Consider the following 15,102-nt stretch of genomic DNA (forward strand, 5'->3'; position numbering starts at 1 on the left):
GCCGCCGCGTAAGCGGAGCCCGGCTGCGCCGGTCAGGCCGGGGTGGGGCTGGGGGCGTCCGAAGCGGGGCGGCTCGGGGCCGGGGCCGGTGCGCGGGTGCGTTCGGTCTTCAGGGCCGCCGGGCGGAGGCGGAGGATTTGGGTCAGGCCCAGGAGCTGGACCGCGAAGACGGACGAGAAGGCGATCCGGTAGTCGTCGCCGGTGGCGTCCAGCAGGAGGCCCACCGCCAGCAGGGTCGTCATCGAGGCCAGGAAGCCGCCCATGTTGGTGATGCCTGACGCGGTGCCCTGGCGCTCCGCCGGGTTCGCCGGGCGGGCGAAGTCGAAGCCGATCATCGAGGCCGGGCCGCAGGTGCCGAGCACCGCGCACAGCGTGGCCAGGAGCCACATCGGGGCGTGGGGGGCGGGGTAGGCCAGGACCGAGGCCCACAGCACCGCCGTGAGGGTGACCGTGCCGAGCGCCAGGGGGATCCTGGCCGACTGGCGGCGGCCGATCAGCTGGCCGTAGACGAGCCCGAAGCACATGTTCGAGGCCACCACCAGCGTCAGCAGCCCCGCCGCGGTGGTCCGCGCCAGCCCCTGGTCCTCGACCAGGAACGGCATCCCCCACAGCAGCAGGAACACCATCGCCGGGAACTGGGTCGTGAAGTGCACCCACAGGCCGAGCCGGGTCCCGGGTTCCTTCCAGGAGTCCCGGATCTGGCGGCGTACGAAGCTCCCGCCGCCGCCCGGGGACGCCGGCGGTTCGTGGCCCTCCGGGTGGTCCTTCAGGAACAGGACCAGAGGGATCAGTACGGCCACACCCGCCACCGCGCTGCCCGCGAACGCCGGGACCCAGCCGACGCCGTGCAGGACGGGGGCCAGCACGAGCGTGGAGACCAGGTTGCCGGCCATGCCGACCAGGCCCGCCAGCTGCGCCATCAGCGGGCCGCGCCGGGCCGGGAACCAGCGGGTGCCCAGCCGCAGCACGGAGATGAAGGTCATCGCGTCGCCGCAGCCCAGCAGGGCGCGCGCCGCGAGGGCCATCCCGTACGAGGGCGAGAGCGCGAAGCCGATCTGGCCGGCCGTGAACAGGACGGCGCCCAGCGTCAGCACCTTCTTGGTGCCGAGCCGGTCCACCAGCAGGCCGACGGGTATCTGCATGCCCGCGTAGACCAGGAGTTGGAGGAGGGAGAAGGTCGAGAGGGCGGAGGCGCCCACGTGGAAGCGGTCCGCCGCCTCCAGTCCGGCCACGCCCAGGCTGGTACGGAAGATCACCGCGACGAAGTAGACCGCGACGCCGATGGACCAGACCGCCACCGCCTTCCGGCCCCCCGGAGGATCCTTGAACACCACGGGCCCGGTCACCGGCCCGGCCCCCGCACCAGCGCCTCGACCCGGCCCACATGGCCCCGTACGGCGGCGGCCGCGGTCTCCGCGTCCCCGGCCCGCAGCGCTTCCAGGATCTCCGCGTGCTCGGCCAGCGTCCGCTCCACGCGCTCGGGGTGCGCGTGCAACAGGGCCACGCCCATCCGCAGCTGCCGGTCGCGGAGCTGGTCGTAGAGGCGGGAGAGGATCGCGTTCCCGGCGCTCTGCACGATCTCCGCGTGGAAGCTCCGGTCGGCGGCCATCATCGCCGCGAGGTCGCCCTCGGCGGCGCGGCGGCGCTGCTCCTCCAGCAGCCCGGCGAGCCGCTCCAGCAGGCCGGGCGCCGACGGCACGGCCCTGCGTACGGTGAACTCCTCGACCAGCAGCCGGGTTTCGATGACGTCGGTGATCTCCTGCGCGGAGACCGGCAGCACCAGCGCGCCCTTCTTCGGGTACAGCTTCAGCAGCCCCTCGGTCTCCAGCCGCAGCAGCGCCTCGCGGACCGGCGTGCGGGACACCCCGACGGCGTCGGCGAGTTCGCCCTCGGTGAGGAGGGTGCCGCCCTCGTAGCGGCGGTCCATCAAGACGGCCTGCTTGACGTGTCGGTAGACGCGTTCGGCAGCGGTGGCGGCGGTCGGGGCGGGGGGTGCGGCTGGCGGCATGCGCACAGGATAGATACATGAGGGGTGCAACGGTCGCCCCGTCCGGGATGTGGACCGCCGCCCCGCGCCACTGCATCGAAGGATGTACCCGGGCTTCGTCCACCCGCAGGACGTACGGGGGCCCGCGCGCCGGGACGCTGAAGTCATGGCCCACACGACCCTCGTCGCCCCCGCGGTGACCTCGACCCGGCTCCCGCTCCTCGACGTCCTGCGCGGCGCCGCCATCCTCGGCACGCTCATGACCAACGTATGGATCTTCGCGTCCCCCGGCTCCGAGTGGGGCGTGCTCCAGGGCGGCATGAATCCGCCCGACCCGCTCACGGACCCGTCCGCCGCCAACATCGCCGAGAACGCGTTCCGGTTCCTCGCCGACGGGAAGTTCCTCGCCCTGCTGACGATCCTGTTCGGGGTGGGCCTGGCCATCCAGTACGACTCCGCCGCGCGCCGCGGCGAGCCGTGGCCCGGGCGCTACCCGCGGCGGGCCGCGTTCCTCTTCATGGAGGGGACCGTCCACTTCGTCCTGATCTTCGCCTGGGACGTGCTGATGGGGTACGCCGTCACCGCCCTGCTGGTGGCCCGGCTGCTGGCCCGCTCCGAGAAGGTGCAGCGGGCGATGATGTGGACCGCGGGCGGACTGCACCTGGCCCTGATCGGCCTCGTGACGCTCGGGGACCTGGCCAAGGCGGACTCCGGGCCCAAGACCCTGGACCCCGAGGCCGCCCGGCTGTACGCCCACGGCGGCTACCTCGACCAGATCGCCTTCCGGCTCGACCACGCCCCCGCCCTGCGCATCGAGCCCGTCTTCACCTTCGGACTCCTGGTCTTCCTCTTCCTCCTCGGCATCCGGCTGTACCGCGCGGGCGCCTTCGCGCCGACCGCCGCCGGGCGCCGGATCCGGGTCCGGATGGCCGCCTGGGGCCTCGGGCTCGGGCTGCCGCTCGGAGCCGCCGCCGCGCTCGGCGGCCACGACTTCTTCGTCCTGGGCCGCTACGGCATCGCCCCGCTGGTCGCCGTCGGGTACATCGGCCTGATCGGCTGCGCCCTCGACCGCTTGCGGATCCCCGGGGCCGGCGCCCTCGGTTCCGTCGGGCGCACCGCCCTGTCCTGCTACGTCGGCCAGAACCTGCTCTGCATGCTGCTCTGCTACGGCATCGGGCTGGGCCTCGCCGACCGGCTCGGCGGGAGCGGGCCCTGGTGGGTGATGGGCCTGTGGGCGGCGGTCAGCCTCACCCTGCTCGCCGGGTCCCGGCTCTGGCTGCGCCGCTTCGACCGGGGCCCGCTGGAGGCCGTACAGCACTGGGCCCTCAGTCCCCGTGGCCCCCGTCGGCCGCGGCCGTGACCTCCACCTCCAGGACGAACTCGTCGTACGGGGCCTCCTGCGGGTAGGGCGGGCGGATCTGCGCGAAGCGGATCCGGGCCCGCCCGCCCGGGCAGCGGCCCCGGACGACGTACGTCCGCTCCAGCGGGGCGCCGGGCAGGACCTCGACGGGCGGCGGCGGGGCCTCGTTCACGGAGACGGCGTCCGCGTCCCCGGTGACCTGCCAGGTCCACACGTACCCGCGCGCACCGCGCCCGGTGAGCCGCAGCTCGTACGATTCACCGGCGCCGAGGGCGACCTTGCGTACCTCCACCCGCGACGACCTCCCGCTCAGGCGGGGCCGATCACCGGCCCCTCGTGCCAGCCCACCCCGTCACGCCAGTAGTGCTGCAGCCGGCGGTCCGTGCGCAGGACGATGACCTCCAGGTTGAACCCGAAGCTGCCCTGAAGCATCCCGGTGACGGCGAGCGCGTCGTGGCCGAAGGCGGCGCTGCGGCTCCAGGCGGAGCCGGAGGCGTTGCCGCGCCACCAGTGCTCGATGCGGCCGCCCGCCACGACCGCGCACAGCTCGTAGTTCCCGGCGGTGTCCTCGTCGGCCGCCCCGTACTGCGCCTCGATCAGGCAGGGCGCGGAGGTGATCCCGCTGCCGAAGACCTCCCCGGGGCGCCAGGCGAACCCGTTCGGGTCGTCGCGCCACCACAGCTGCATCCGGCCGTCCGTACGGGTGGCGACGAGGTCGAGGTGGCGGCTGCGGGTCTGGATCAGGGCGGGCCCGAAATGAGCGATGTCGGAGGCGAAGCGGCCGCCGTCGTTCCAGGTCCAGGGGGCGCCGTTGATCCGCCACCAGTGGTTCAGGCGGCCGTCGGCGGTACGGACGACCACCTCGAAGTTGCCCGGCTTGCCGTAGTCGCTCTGGATGAACGCCGGCGTCGAGCCGATCGCCGCGTCGCCCGGCCCGAAGGCGCCGCCGTCGCGCCAGACGCCGGCGGACTGCTCGTAGTACCAGTGGCGCAGCCGGCCGCCGGTGGTCACGTGCAGGGACTCCATGTTCCGGTTGTAGGTGGTGCCGGTGAAGGCGGGCTGGCCCGAGGCGTCGTTCGCGTAGGACTTGGCGCGGGCCCACGGGTAGGGGGCGTCGCCCTCGCGCCACCAGTGCTGGAGGCGGCCGCCGCCGGCGGCGGCGAGCATCTCGAAGTTGCGGTGGGCGCGGCCGTTGCCGCTCTCGTAGACGTTGCCGGTGTGCAGGCGGCGCTTGCTCCACGGGTCGATGTTGGTGCCGCGCAGGCCGCATTTGGCCCAGTAGTCGATCTTGACCTCGCCGTAGGCGATCCGGCCGTATCCGCCGACGTGGTAGCCCGTCCCCCAGGAGTTCTTGAACAGCCAGCAGCCGGCGGCGTCGTCGTAGCCGACGATCAGCACGCAGTGGCCGCCCGCGAGGCGGTCGCTGGTGCGGTGGTAGACGCCGGAGCCGAGGCCGAAGAAGTCGTCGTACACGTCGAAGCAGGCGGTCAGCGGGCCGACGGTGTCGAGCCAGACCTTCTGCTGCTCGACATCGCCGAGGCGGACGTAGTCGGTGATCCGGACGGTACGGCCGGACCGGTCCCAGCTGGGCGTGTACTCGGCGCGCCAGGCGTCGCGGCGGTCGGCGGGGACGGTGGAGGGCGGCGGGGAGTAGGGCCAGCAGTCCGGATCGGCGAGGCCGCCGTTGGTCTTGACCCAGTCGAGGGCGGTCTCCGGGTTGGAGCCCTGGCCGCAGGTGAACTTCAGACCGTCGTGGACGTCCCCCTCGGACCGCTCCGCCCATACGTCGTGCTCGATGCGGGCCATGGACTCGACGAGGCCCGCGGCCCCGAAGGCCCAGCAGGAGCCGCACGGGTTCTGGTCCTTGACCTTGGTGATCCAGGGCCAGCCCCAGCGGGCCCGCCAGTCGACGGCGGCGGGGCGGGCTGCGACGACCGGCCCGCCCTGCGCTGCGGGCAGCAGCCCGTGGGCGGCGCGGCGCCGGGTGAGGTGCGGATTGCCGCTCTCGTGCCCGATGAGCCCGCGCAGGTCGACGGCGCCCGCCTCCTCGGCGGGCGTGAGGTTCGCCCCGGGTTCCAGGCCGAGGGAGGGCCGGGGCACGGCCTCCTCGTCGGCGAGGTGCTCGATGACGGACCAGCGCGCTCCGTGCTCCACGAGCTGCGCGCGCAGCTCCCCCACCGTCTGGACAGAATCGGACTCAGGCTCGACAGACTGCTCCGGCATACCGGCCCCCCAGCTGCAACCGTTCGGATGCGAGATCCGGGAGCGTCCATCCGGGGGCGGGGCGCGTCAAGGGTGTCTGCGAGGTCGCGCGGTCGCACAGGGGGTCGTACGGGGCACGCGCGTCCGCCCCCGGTGTCCGGGGGACACCGGGGGCGGACGGGGGCTCGGCGCGGAGCTACTCGGCCGGGTCCGGGGCGGGGGCCGGGGCGGCCTCCGGCATGCCGGGCAGGCCGAGACCGGTGAACAGGGCGACCACGGTGGTGCCGAGGTCGTTCACGACGTCCGTGGCCTTGTCCTTGGCGTTGGTCGTGCAGCCGCAGGGGCCGGCCGCCTTGGCGACTTCGTCGACGGACGCCTTGAGGTGGTCGACCGCGGCGGCGACGAGGTCGAGGGGCGCACCGGCCCTGGCAGCCCGCGCGGAGACGGGGGCGACGGCGGGCAGGGGCGCCGGGGCCGCGGCCGGGAGGGTGACGGGCTTGGCGACCTCGGCGGGCGGCATGGCCATGTCGACCGGGGGCTTGGCCACCGCGGCGGGGGGCTTGGCCGCCTCCACCGGCTTCGCGGCCTCGACCGGGGGCTTCGCGGCCTCGGCCGGGGGCTTGGCCACCTCCGCGGGAGGCTTCGCCGCCTCGACCGGAGGCTTCGCGGCCTCGGCGGGCGGCTTGGCGGCCTCCGCCGGGGGCTTCGCCGCGTCGGCCGGGGGCTTGGCCACCTCCGCCGGGGGCTTCGCCGCCTCGACCGGAGGCTTGGCCACCTCCGCGGGAGGCTTGGGCAGGACCACCGGGGCCGCCGGGGCGTCGGCCGGGGGCTTGGCCGGGGCCTCGGGTGCGGTGGGCGCGGCCGGGGCGGCCGGGGCAACCGCCGCGAACGTCTGCTTCAGGCCCGCGAGAGCCGCGTCGATCTTCTGCTTGTGCGCGGCCAGGGCCGCCTCCGGGAGCTTCCCGTCCGGCGACTTGAGGACCTCCCCGAGGAAGTTGGTGACGGGCGTGATCAGCACGCCTGCCGAGCCCAGTGCCTGCACCTGCGCGGTCAGCGCCTCGGTACCCGGGATGGACTTCTTCGCCACGGGCGCCGACGGCCTGGCGGGGGCGTTGGCCGCGCCGGCCAGACCGGGGGACGCGGACAGCAGCGTCACGCAGAGGGCGGCGGGGAGGGTGTAGCGGGTGATGCGGTGCAAGATCTCTCTCCTGTTCAGAGGCAGAGCGGTGACATGGGACGTGGGACACGGGACATGTCGGGGGCACGGGACTTGCCCCTGTCCACTCACGGCCACTCCGTCACATCCGGCAACCGGAGGCCGGCGCGCGCACCCCGGTGAAACGCCCTGAACTCGGCGCGCCAACTCCTGTGACCTGCACGGATCGCTTCACTCTTCAGCTGTGCTGCACCCTCGTGACGACCTCACCCTGCGTGATCGCCGCGGCCTCGGTACCTCCACCCCGGCCTGCCCCCCTTCGTCAGGCCGGAGTGGAGGAGTGCTCCGCCTGCCGGTCGGCGGCCCTCGGGCCGGGCCGACCCATCCGGTCGGACGGACCGATCCGGTCTCCCCGGCGCCCCTTGCGGCCTTGGCGGGCGGGCGCCAGCCCGTACAGCGCCAGGCCGATGGCCAGCAGGAACACGGCGCAGGCCGCCTCGAAGGCGAACGCGTACCCGCCCGTCGCGGCCGCCGGGTCCCCGGCGGCCAGCAGGGAGGCCGTCCGGGCGTCGGCGGCCGAGGTGATCAGGGCGAGGCTGATGGTCGGCCCGGCCAGGATGGCGGTGTTGACCACCGCCCCGGCGAGGGCGGACTGCTCCTCCGGGACCCCGCTGACGGCCCCCGGCACCGCGGCGGACATCAGCGTGCCGATGCCGGCCGAGAGGATGACCAGGCCCGCGAGGACGTACGGCGTCGAGCCCGTGCGCAGCCCCACGCCGCCGATCAGGAAGAGGCCGGCGGCGATGACCGCCAGTCCCCCCACCGCCACCGCGCGGATGCCGAGGCGGGCCACGATCCGGCCCGCGACGAAGCCGACACCGAGCAGCATCGCGCTGTACGGGATGAAGGCCAGGGCGTTCTGCAGCGCCGAATAGCCGCGTACCTGCTGGAAGTAGAGGGCCAGCAGGAAGGCGGTGCTCGCGCCGATCGCCGGGCCGAGCAGCGCGCAGACCAGCGCGGTCGCGCGGTAGCGCGAGGCGAGGAAGCCGGGTGGCAGCAGGGGGGCGCGCACGCGCTGCTGGGCGGCGACGAACACGGCGAGCAGGACCGCGCCGAGCGCGAGCGGGGCGAGGACCTGCGGCGCGGCCCAGCCGTGCGGGCCGACCATCACGAAGCCGTAGCCGAGGGTGGAGAGCGCGAGGGTGCCGAGTACCGCGCCGAGGAGGTCCACGGGGACCCGTACGGGCGCGGGCCCGGCCGGCAGCGACCGGGGGGTGAGGGCCAGTACGGCCGCGGCCGCGGCGGCGAGCAGTCCGAAGCTCCACCGCCAGTTCAGCCAGGCGACGAGCGCCCCGCTGAGCACGATGCCGACGGCGGCGCCGAGGCTGGCCAGCAGACCCCAGCGGGCCAGCGCGGTGGCCCTGGCCCTGCCCTCGGGGAAGACGACCCGCAGCAGTGCCATGGCCGCCGGGGCGGCGAGGGCTGCCCCGCAGCCCTGGAGGAAGCGGGCGGCGAGGACGGTGTGCGAGCTGGGGGCCAGCGCCGCGGCGAGCGAGGCGACGGCGAACAGGGCCGTGCCCCGGGTGAACAGCCGGCGCTGCCCGATCCGGTCGGTGAGCCGCCCGCCGAGCAGCAGCAGCCCGCTGAAGGCCAGGCCGTACGCGGCGCTGTCGATGATGAGGTCGACCCGGCTCAGGCCGAGTTCCCGCTGCATGGCCGGACCGGCGGCGAACGTCACCGAGACCGAGGCGTTGAGCATGAGCTGCAGGGCGCCGAGGATGGCGAACCGCGCCCAGGTGTTCCCCGGAGGCGGGGCGGCCAGGGACTCGGCGTGGGCATGGGACCGGGCCTTCACCTGGGCCTGGGCCCGGGCCTCTGGGGAGTCGTCCATGCCGCGAGTCTGGCAGTCGCCGTCAGCGGCGGGAGGCGCCGTGGGGCCAGTCCGTCAGGTCTGCCGTCGGGTCTGCCGTCAGGTCTGCCGTCAGGTCTGCCGTCAGGACTCCTTCGGCAGCAACACCACGCGGCTGCCGTGCAGTTCGCCGTCCTCGATGCGCCGGTGCGTACGGGCCGCCTCCGACAGGGGGACCCGCTCGACGGAGCGGGCGCGCAGCTTTCCGTTCGCCATCAGGCGGTTGATCGACCCGGCGGCCTCGGCGAGTTCGGCGGCGGTGGCGTGCGAGATCACGAAGCCGACGACGGAGCCGTCCTTCATGTAGAGCGGCCCGGCGGGCAGGACGGGCTGGGAGCGGGCGCCGGCGAGGAGCACGATCCGCCCGCGGGGGGCGAGGAGTTCGACGGCGGCGGCCAGGTCGTTGGTACCCGAGGTGTCGATGTGGACGTCGATCCCCTGCGGGCTGAACTCGCGGATGCGGGCGGCCAGTTCGAGGTCCTTGTAGTCGAGGACGGTCTCGGCGCCCAGCGCCCGGCAGTGCTCGGCGTCGCGCGCAGCGGCGGTGGCGACGACCCGGGCCCCGGCTTCGACGGCCATGACGATCAGGGCGCTCCCCACGTTCCCGGCGGCGCCGGCGACGAGCACGGTCTCCCCGGGGCGGACCCGGCCGTGGGTGAACAGGGCGAGGTACGCGGTGCCGGCGGGGTGCACGACCGCGACCGCCTCGGCGGCGTCCGTGGCGGCGGGCAGCCGGTAGAGGCGGTCGGCCGGGACCACGGCCTGTTCGGCGGCGGCGCCCTGGCGGCCGCCGTGGCCGAGGCTGTTGCACCAGACGCGGTCGCCGGGGGCGAAGCCCGCCGCGCCGGGTCCGGCCGACACGACCGTACCGACCAGGTCGCGGCCGATGACGAAGGGGAACTCGACGGGGGTGCGGAACAGCCCGGACCGCACGAAGGTGTCCACCGGGTTGACGGACACCGCCTCGACCTCGACGAGGACGTCCGTCGGGCCGGGGGTCGGAGGGGCCATCTCGCCGTAGCGGATGTTCTCGGCGGGGCCCAGTTCTTCGATGAAAGCTGCACGCATGAGGCGATCCTCGCAAGGCCCCCCAAGGTTCGCGCACAGCACCGCGAAGGCTTCGTCAACTCCCGGGGCGGGATGCGGGGACGAGGCCCGTCCCGGGTTCCGTACCGGATCCGGGAAAGGCCGAAGGGCCGCTACGGGGGTGTGAGCGGCCCTTCGGAGAGGGGGGAACGTGCAGGAGCTGGCGACTCCGGCCTATGGGGCGGATCGGCGGGGACCGACCGGTCAGAGGCCCGCGGCGGCGTTGGCGCGGGTCTCGCGGATCTTCGTGCCGAGCGCGGAGAGCAGCCCCTGCAGGATCTCGACGGTGGTCTCGTCGGTCAGGTTGCCGCCGTCGTCGAAGCGCTCCTGGGCCCGGAAGATCATGAGCTCGGGCTTGCCGACGACCTTGGAGTCCGTCCACAGGAACATCTGGCGCAGCGCGAGCTGGGCGCGCACGGTGCCGAAGTTGGTCTGCGCGGCGCCGGCGATCGCGATCGGCTTGCCGGTCAGCGAGGAGTTGAGGGCCGGGCGGCTCGCCCAGTCCAGGGCGTTCTTCAGCACACCGGGGATCCCGTAGTTGTACTCGGGGGTGGCGATGAAGATGCCGTCCGCCTCGGCGATGCGGCGCCGCAGATCGGCCACGGCGACCGGGGAGGGCTCGACGTCGTGGTCGGTGTCGTAGGGCGGGATGTCGCGCAGGCCCTCGTAGATCTCGATGGCCAGGTCACCGGGGGCGAACTTCTGGGCGGCCCGCACGAGGGCGCTGTTGTACGAGGCGCCGCGCAGGCTGCCGGAGATGGCCAGGATCTTGAGCTCGGGCATGAACTGTCCTTCCGCAAAGGTGACATGCGCAGCGAATGCCGAATCCGGCATGCCCCTGCGAGGTGAACGTCGGTGAATGAGCAGGAGTCTGTCCGCGCACGGGATGCGCCGACAACGGCGGTCGGCGGTATCTGTCAGTTATCCGCGGGCGGGTCGGTCCGCAGGACTTGATCGAGGACGGGCCCTCCCGTATAACTGACATCGAACTGAACTGAACTGTACGGTTCATTCGACCGCAGAGCGACGAGCCCCGAACGAAGAGAGAAGGCATCATGACCACGCAGGTTTCCGCTGTCGAGACCACCGCGATCCGTTCGGTGATCGACGTACTGCAGCCGGTCCACACCCTGGAGGGCGAGGGCTTCCCGGTCCGCCGCCCCTTCCCCACCCCGCAGATCCCGCAGCTGGACCCCTTCCTGATGGTCGACCAGGTCGGCCCGGTGGACCTCGGCCCGGGCGAGCCCAAGGGCGCCCCCGACCACCCGCACCGCGGCTTCGAGACCATCGCCTACGTGCTGGAGGGCGACATCGAGTACGCCGACTCCACCGGCAACCGCGGGGTCGTCCCGCCCGGCGCCGTGCAGTGGCTGACGGCGGGCGCGGGCGTGGTGCACTCCGCCCAGCCGACCGACGCCTTCCGCGCGGCCGGGGGCCTCCAGCACAACCTGCAGATCTGGGTGAACCTGCCCGCCGCCCGCAAGGGGCTGCGGCCGCGCACCCAGAACCACGGCGCGGCGCAGATCCCGGTGGTCCGGAACCTGGACGGCTCCTGGTTCAAGGTCATCGCGGGCTCGGCGCTCGGCGTGACCGGCCCCTTCGACACCCAGGTCCCGGTGACGGTCGTGCACGCCTCGATCGCCCCGGGCGCGAGCGCCGAACTCCCGGCGCCGGCGGGCCGCAACGCGGCGGTGTACGTCCTGTCCGGCAGCGGCAGGGTCGCCTCGAGCGAGCTGGCCGACGGCGAACTGGCCGTACTCGGGGACGACGGCGACACGGTGCGCGTCGAGGGCGGCCCGGTCGGCGCCGACCTGCTCTTCCTGACGGGCGAGCCGATCGGCGAACCGGTCTTCCGCAGCGGCCCGTTCGTGATGAACACCGCCGAGGAGATCGACCAGGCCTTCGACGACTACGCGGCGGACCGCCTGGGCCGCTACGAGGACTGACCGCAACGGTGGCGCCGCCGGAAGCCGGCCGCCCCGGCCACAGCCGCCGCAACCGCCACCGCCGGCCTCACCGGGCCGTCCCTGCACCGACCTGCACCGACCGGCGCCGGCTCAGATGCGCCGAGGATGCCGCGCGAACAAGGCGCGGGCCCGTACGAGGTCTTCGGGAGCAGCCGCACCGCGCTTGGGCAGCACGAAGTCCGGCCCGGTCTCGGGGTGGCGGTCGTGCCAGGGCTGGGCGGGGCCGACCCCGGCACGACCGCTGGGGTCAGGCGGCCAGCAGGTCGAGGATCCTGGTCACGGCTTCGACGATCGGCTGGCCCAGCGGGCCGACCACGGCGGCGATGCCGGCGATCGACATCAGCGCGCTCTGCCGCGACTCCGCGGGGACCGGCGCCTCGCCGGTGGCGGCGGGCAGTGCGGCGTCCAGCACCTGGGCGCTCGTCGGCGGGAGCTGCGCGCGCAGCTCCCCGATCAGACGGCGGAGCTCATCGACGGCCGCCAGCAGCTCCGGATGCGGTCCGGCCGCGGCGGCCGGGGCGCCCACGTTCTTCACCATGCCGGTGTTGCCGGTGCCGCCGGTCATGTTGACGTTGTCGCCGAAGTAGTAGTTGTCGCCGCTCACCGGGTCCCCATCCCCACGTTGTTGGAACCGCCGTACATGTTGACGTTGTCGCCGAAGTGGTAGTTCCTCGGGTTGATCACGATGGTGTCCACCCGCACCCCGTAGAGCTCGGTGTCCGGGTTGTCGATGGCGTGGGTGATCTGGCCGACGAGCTGGTGCAGTGTGCCGGGGTCCTTGCTGGTGACCACTGCTATCGACGGGCCCGAGGTCTCGACCGCCAGCACGTAGTGCGACGAAGCCGTCAGGACCGCCCCCCACTCCACGAGGGACCAGACCAAGGCAGCTGCCGCACCGAGCCAGACGAAGCTGAGGATGGTCTCCGCCGCGTCGCGGTCCGCGAACGATGTCAGACCGGCCAGGATGGTCAGGGCGAAGGCACTGGCCAGGACGACGGCGAGGTTCTTCAGGAAGCGGATCGTGGCGTCCTTGCGCCTGGGGTTCAGGGTGAAGGTGTACACCCGGGCGATGCTCTCCAGCGGATAGGCGGCGCCGCCCACCCACAGGATCCTCCTGCTGATGCGGAGTTCGATGCCGTGGCCCTGCGGCGGCATCGAAGGCGGCGACGCGGGCGGCGCGGAGGGCGGCGGAGGCGGGGCGCTCGGCCCCGCGGGTAAGGAACCGTTCGCCTGCCCGGACTGCGGCGCGTTCCGGGACCCGGCGGGCGGCGGCTCCTGCGGCGCTCCGCCCGTCGGCTGCGAGTTCTCCATGTGTTTTCTCCCCCTGGTCTGCAAGGTGGTGCCGTGTCATGGACCGGCGACCATCCATTAACCATGGCGGCAGGGGGCGGGGGCAAGATCTCGTCGCGCCAAGTGGGCTGACGGGGGCAGGGGGGGTCGCCGACGGGAACCAGGACCAGAAGGCCGGCGAACCGGCCCTGATCGGTATCCAGGAAACTGTCGGCCGTTCTCTCGCCCAGCCTGTCCGCGAAGTCGTACGGCACCGTACGCATCGGGGGCGTCGCTGTGAAAGGGGGTGTGTCACAGCCACGGCTGCGACACACCCCCTGCACCGTTCACCGTCACAACCCGAGAGGTCATGAGTGATGAGCAACCCCTCGTACTCCATGCAGGAGGAGAAGCAGAAGCCGGCATGGTCTCTGACCGTACTGCTCTTCGGCGCGGTCAACGCCGTGCTCACCTTCGGCGGTATCTGGTCATGGTGGGCCTTGCTCTGGGGGCCGCTGTTCGCGATCGGCGTCGGGGCCGTGGTGTACGAGTGGCGGCTACTGATCCGCAGCCAGTGGCGCATGAGCAGACTGGAGTGGATGTTCCTCGCCCTTGCCCACGTCGGCCTTGCGGCACTGCTCGCGGCCGTCCTGGGCATCCTTCGCCCCTGGGCGTGAAAGCGTCGCAGTAAGCCGACGGGGGCGTCGGCTGGCGTATCGCCGAGATCCGTGCGCAAGGTCCCGGCCGGGCTAGGAGTTCACACCGTAGTGGTGGAGGAACATGTCCACTCCGCCCTGGATGAGGCGTTCCGCCAGGTCCTCGTCCAGGGCCGTGCCGTAGGCGCCGTAGACCAGGTGGGGGGAGAGGACCAGGCCGGAGAGCTGCAGGACGGCCAGTTCCATGTCCGGGATGCGCAGCAGGCCGCGGTCGTCGAGGCGGCCCAGGGCCGTGGCCAGGGCGGCGTGCTGGCGGCCGGGGCCCTCCTCCTGCCAGGTGGCGCCGAGCTCCGGGAAGCGGTGGCGTTCACCCGCGATCACGTTGCGCAGTGCCAGCACCTCCGGGGTGGTGAGGCCCGCGACCCAGATGCGGCAGGCCTCCAGCAGGTCGGTGCGGACGTCGTCCGACTCGGCGAGCCGGGCCTGGATCACCGACTGGGCCACCTCCAGCGCCTCGTCGAGCGTCTGCCCGATCACGGCGTTGAACAGGTTCTCCTTGCTGCCGAAGTGGTTGTAGACGGTGACCTTCGAGACACCGGCCTCGGCGGCGAGCTGGTCCACTCCGGCCCCGAAGCCCTCGCGCAGGAACACCGTGCGGGCCGCCTCCAGGATGGCCTCGCGCTTGCGCGCCGCGCGCGCGCCGGTGGGAACGGGCTGCTGCTGGGCTTCGGTGGCGCTGTTCCTTGCGGTCATGTCGATCCCTACTCATCGAAGGTGCGGGCCCAGTCTAGAACCCAACTGAACTGTACCGTTGCGTTCAGTTGAACTGAACTGTATGGTTCATCTAGCTGAGAGCGCCAAACACGGCGCCGAGCACCGCAGTTGAAGTCCGCAGGCAAGCACTCGAGGCAGTTCAGCAACAGGAGGTCACCCCATGAGCGACACCCAGACTCCCCTCTTCCGGTCCCGGGCCCAGATCCACGTCTCCGCCGCGCCGGCCGAGGTGTACGCGGTCGTCAGCGACCTGGCCCGGAGCGGCGAGTGGAGCCCCGAGTGCCTCGGCGGGGAGTGGACCGCCGGCGCCCCCGGCGCGGTCGGCTCCGTGTTCCGCGGCGAGAACGAGCGGAGCGAGGACGTCGTCTCCTGGGCGCCGGTGGTCCGCGGCAAGTGGACGACGTACGCCGAGGTCGTCGCCGCCGAGCGCGGCCGGACCTTCCAGTGGGCGATGCACAACAGCTCCGGCGAGAAGCAGGACAGCGTCTGGGGCTTCTCCATGGAGCCGGACGGCAAGGAGAGCCTCCTGGTCCACCACTTCCGGATGGGCTCCGCCACCGAGGGGATCCGCGGCATCACCGCCGAGATGGACGAGGAGCAGAAGCAGCAGTTCTTCGCCGAGTGGGGCGAGAAGGTGGCCGGCGACCTCACCGCGACCCTCGAGCGCATCAAGGTCGTCATCGAGACGGAACTGCGCGCGACCGGCTCCTGAGCTTCCTCTCCTCTTCTCTCCTCT

At 73.0% G+C, this 15,102-nt stretch carries 15 protein-coding genes; 4 read left to right on the top strand and 11 right to left on the bottom strand.

Annotated features, from left to right (window positions below; all coding sequences use genetic code 11):
* Positions 1-32: 32 nt before the first annotated feature.
* The gene (locus OG299_RS19665; RefSeq protein WP_327362160.1) at positions 33-1,346 is read right to left on the bottom strand and encodes an MFS transporter; all 1,314 of its coding nucleotides are present in this window, start codon (positions 1,344-1,346) and stop codon (positions 33-35) included.
* The gene (locus tag OG299_RS19670; protein ID WP_327362161.1) at positions 1,343-2,008 is read right to left on the bottom strand and encodes a GntR family transcriptional regulator; all 666 of its coding nucleotides are present in this window, start codon (positions 2,006-2,008) and stop codon (positions 1,343-1,345) included. The genes OG299_RS19665 and OG299_RS19670 overlap by 4 nt, the downstream gene beginning before the upstream one ends.
* 145 nt (positions 2,009-2,153) lie before the next feature.
* Between OG299_RS19670 and OG299_RS19675 the strand changes: the two genes are divergently transcribed.
* Positions 2,154-3,347: a DUF418 domain-containing protein gene (locus OG299_RS19675; RefSeq protein ID WP_327362162.1), complete on the top strand. Its 1,194-nt coding sequence runs from the start codon at positions 2,154-2,156 to the stop codon at positions 3,345-3,347.
* Here OG299_RS19675 and OG299_RS19680 read toward each other — a convergent pair.
* The 6 genes from OG299_RS19680 to OG299_RS19705 all read right to left on the bottom strand — a co-directional run bounded on the left by OG299_RS19680 (position 3,313) and on the right by OG299_RS19705 (position 10,483).
* Positions 3,313-3,639: a protease inhibitor I42 family protein gene (locus tag OG299_RS19680; protein ID WP_266627373.1), complete on the bottom strand. Its 327-nt coding sequence runs from the start codon at positions 3,637-3,639 to the stop codon at positions 3,313-3,315. The two genes, OG299_RS19675 and OG299_RS19680, sit on opposite strands and share 35 nt — an antisense overlap.
* 17 nt (positions 3,640-3,656) lie before the next feature.
* Positions 3,657-5,570: a C1 family peptidase gene (locus tag OG299_RS19685; protein ID WP_327362163.1), complete on the bottom strand. Its 1,914-nt coding sequence runs from the start codon at positions 5,568-5,570 to the stop codon at positions 3,657-3,659.
* Between the two features lie 175 nt (positions 5,571-5,745).
* Positions 5,746-6,747, bottom strand: a complete 1,002-nt coding sequence (locus OG299_RS19690; protein ID WP_327362164.1) for a hypothetical protein — start codon at positions 6,745-6,747, stop codon at positions 5,746-5,748.
* A gap of 280 nt (positions 6,748-7,027) precedes the next feature.
* Complete coding sequence (locus OG299_RS19695) at positions 7,028-8,596, bottom strand: MFS transporter (RefSeq protein ID WP_327362165.1); 1,569 nt, start codon at positions 8,594-8,596, stop codon at positions 7,028-7,030.
* A gap of 102 nt (positions 8,597-8,698) precedes the next feature.
* Positions 8,699-9,682: an NADPH:quinone reductase gene (locus tag OG299_RS19700; RefSeq protein WP_266627381.1), complete on the bottom strand. Its 984-nt coding sequence runs from the start codon at positions 9,680-9,682 to the stop codon at positions 8,699-8,701.
* A gap of 222 nt (positions 9,683-9,904) precedes the next feature.
* On the bottom strand, positions 9,905-10,483 hold the full coding sequence (locus tag OG299_RS19705; RefSeq protein ID WP_266627383.1) for an NADPH-dependent FMN reductase: 579 nt from the start codon (positions 10,481-10,483) through the stop codon (positions 9,905-9,907).
* A gap of 272 nt (positions 10,484-10,755) precedes the next feature.
* On the opposite strand from OG299_RS19705, the gene OG299_RS19710 reads away from it, so the two are divergent.
* The gene (locus tag OG299_RS19710) at positions 10,756-11,646 is read left to right on the top strand and encodes a pirin family protein (protein WP_266627385.1); all 891 of its coding nucleotides are present in this window, start codon (positions 10,756-10,758) and stop codon (positions 11,644-11,646) included.
* 268 nt (positions 11,647-11,914) lie between these two features.
* Here the strand turns inward: OG299_RS19710 and OG299_RS19715 are convergent, their stop codons facing one another.
* Together OG299_RS19715 and OG299_RS19720 are read right to left on the bottom strand one after the other, a co-directional pair.
* Positions 11,915-12,271 carry a hypothetical protein gene (locus tag OG299_RS19715; RefSeq protein ID WP_266627387.1) on the bottom strand — a complete coding sequence of 119 codons (357 nt, stop codon included), beginning with the start codon at positions 12,269-12,271 and terminating at the stop codon, positions 11,915-11,917.
* On the bottom strand, positions 12,268-12,978 hold the full coding sequence (locus OG299_RS19720) for a DUF6232 family protein (protein WP_327362166.1): 711 nt from the start codon (positions 12,976-12,978) through the stop codon (positions 12,268-12,270). Before OG299_RS19720 ends, OG299_RS19715 begins: the two co-directional genes overlap by 4 nt.
* Positions 12,979-13,313: 335 nt before the next feature.
* Between OG299_RS19720 and OG299_RS19725 the strand changes: the two genes are divergently transcribed.
* A complete protein-coding gene (locus OG299_RS19725) occupies positions 13,314-13,613 on the top strand; it encodes a hypothetical protein (protein ID WP_266627391.1) in 300 nt (99 codons plus the stop codon).
* Positions 13,614-13,685: 72 nt separating this feature from the next.
* Here OG299_RS19725 and OG299_RS19730 read toward each other — a convergent pair whose 3' ends face one another.
* Positions 13,686-14,345 (bottom strand): TetR/AcrR family transcriptional regulator, encoded by a 660-nt coding sequence (locus OG299_RS19730; protein ID WP_327362167.1) that lies wholly within the window; start codon positions 14,343-14,345, stop codon positions 13,686-13,688.
* 181 nt (positions 14,346-14,526) lie between these two features.
* Here OG299_RS19730 and OG299_RS19735 point away from each other — a divergent pair, with 181 nt between their 5' ends.
* Positions 14,527-15,078: an SRPBCC family protein gene (locus tag OG299_RS19735; RefSeq protein WP_327362168.1), complete on the top strand. Its 552-nt coding sequence runs from the start codon at positions 14,527-14,529 to the stop codon at positions 15,076-15,078.
* Positions 15,079-15,102 lie beyond the last annotated feature (24 nt).

Origin of the sequence: Streptomyces sp. NBC_01296, assembly GCF_035984415.1 — a bacterium.
Classification (GTDB): domain Bacteria; phylum Actinomycetota; class Actinomycetes; order Streptomycetales; family Streptomycetaceae; genus Streptomyces.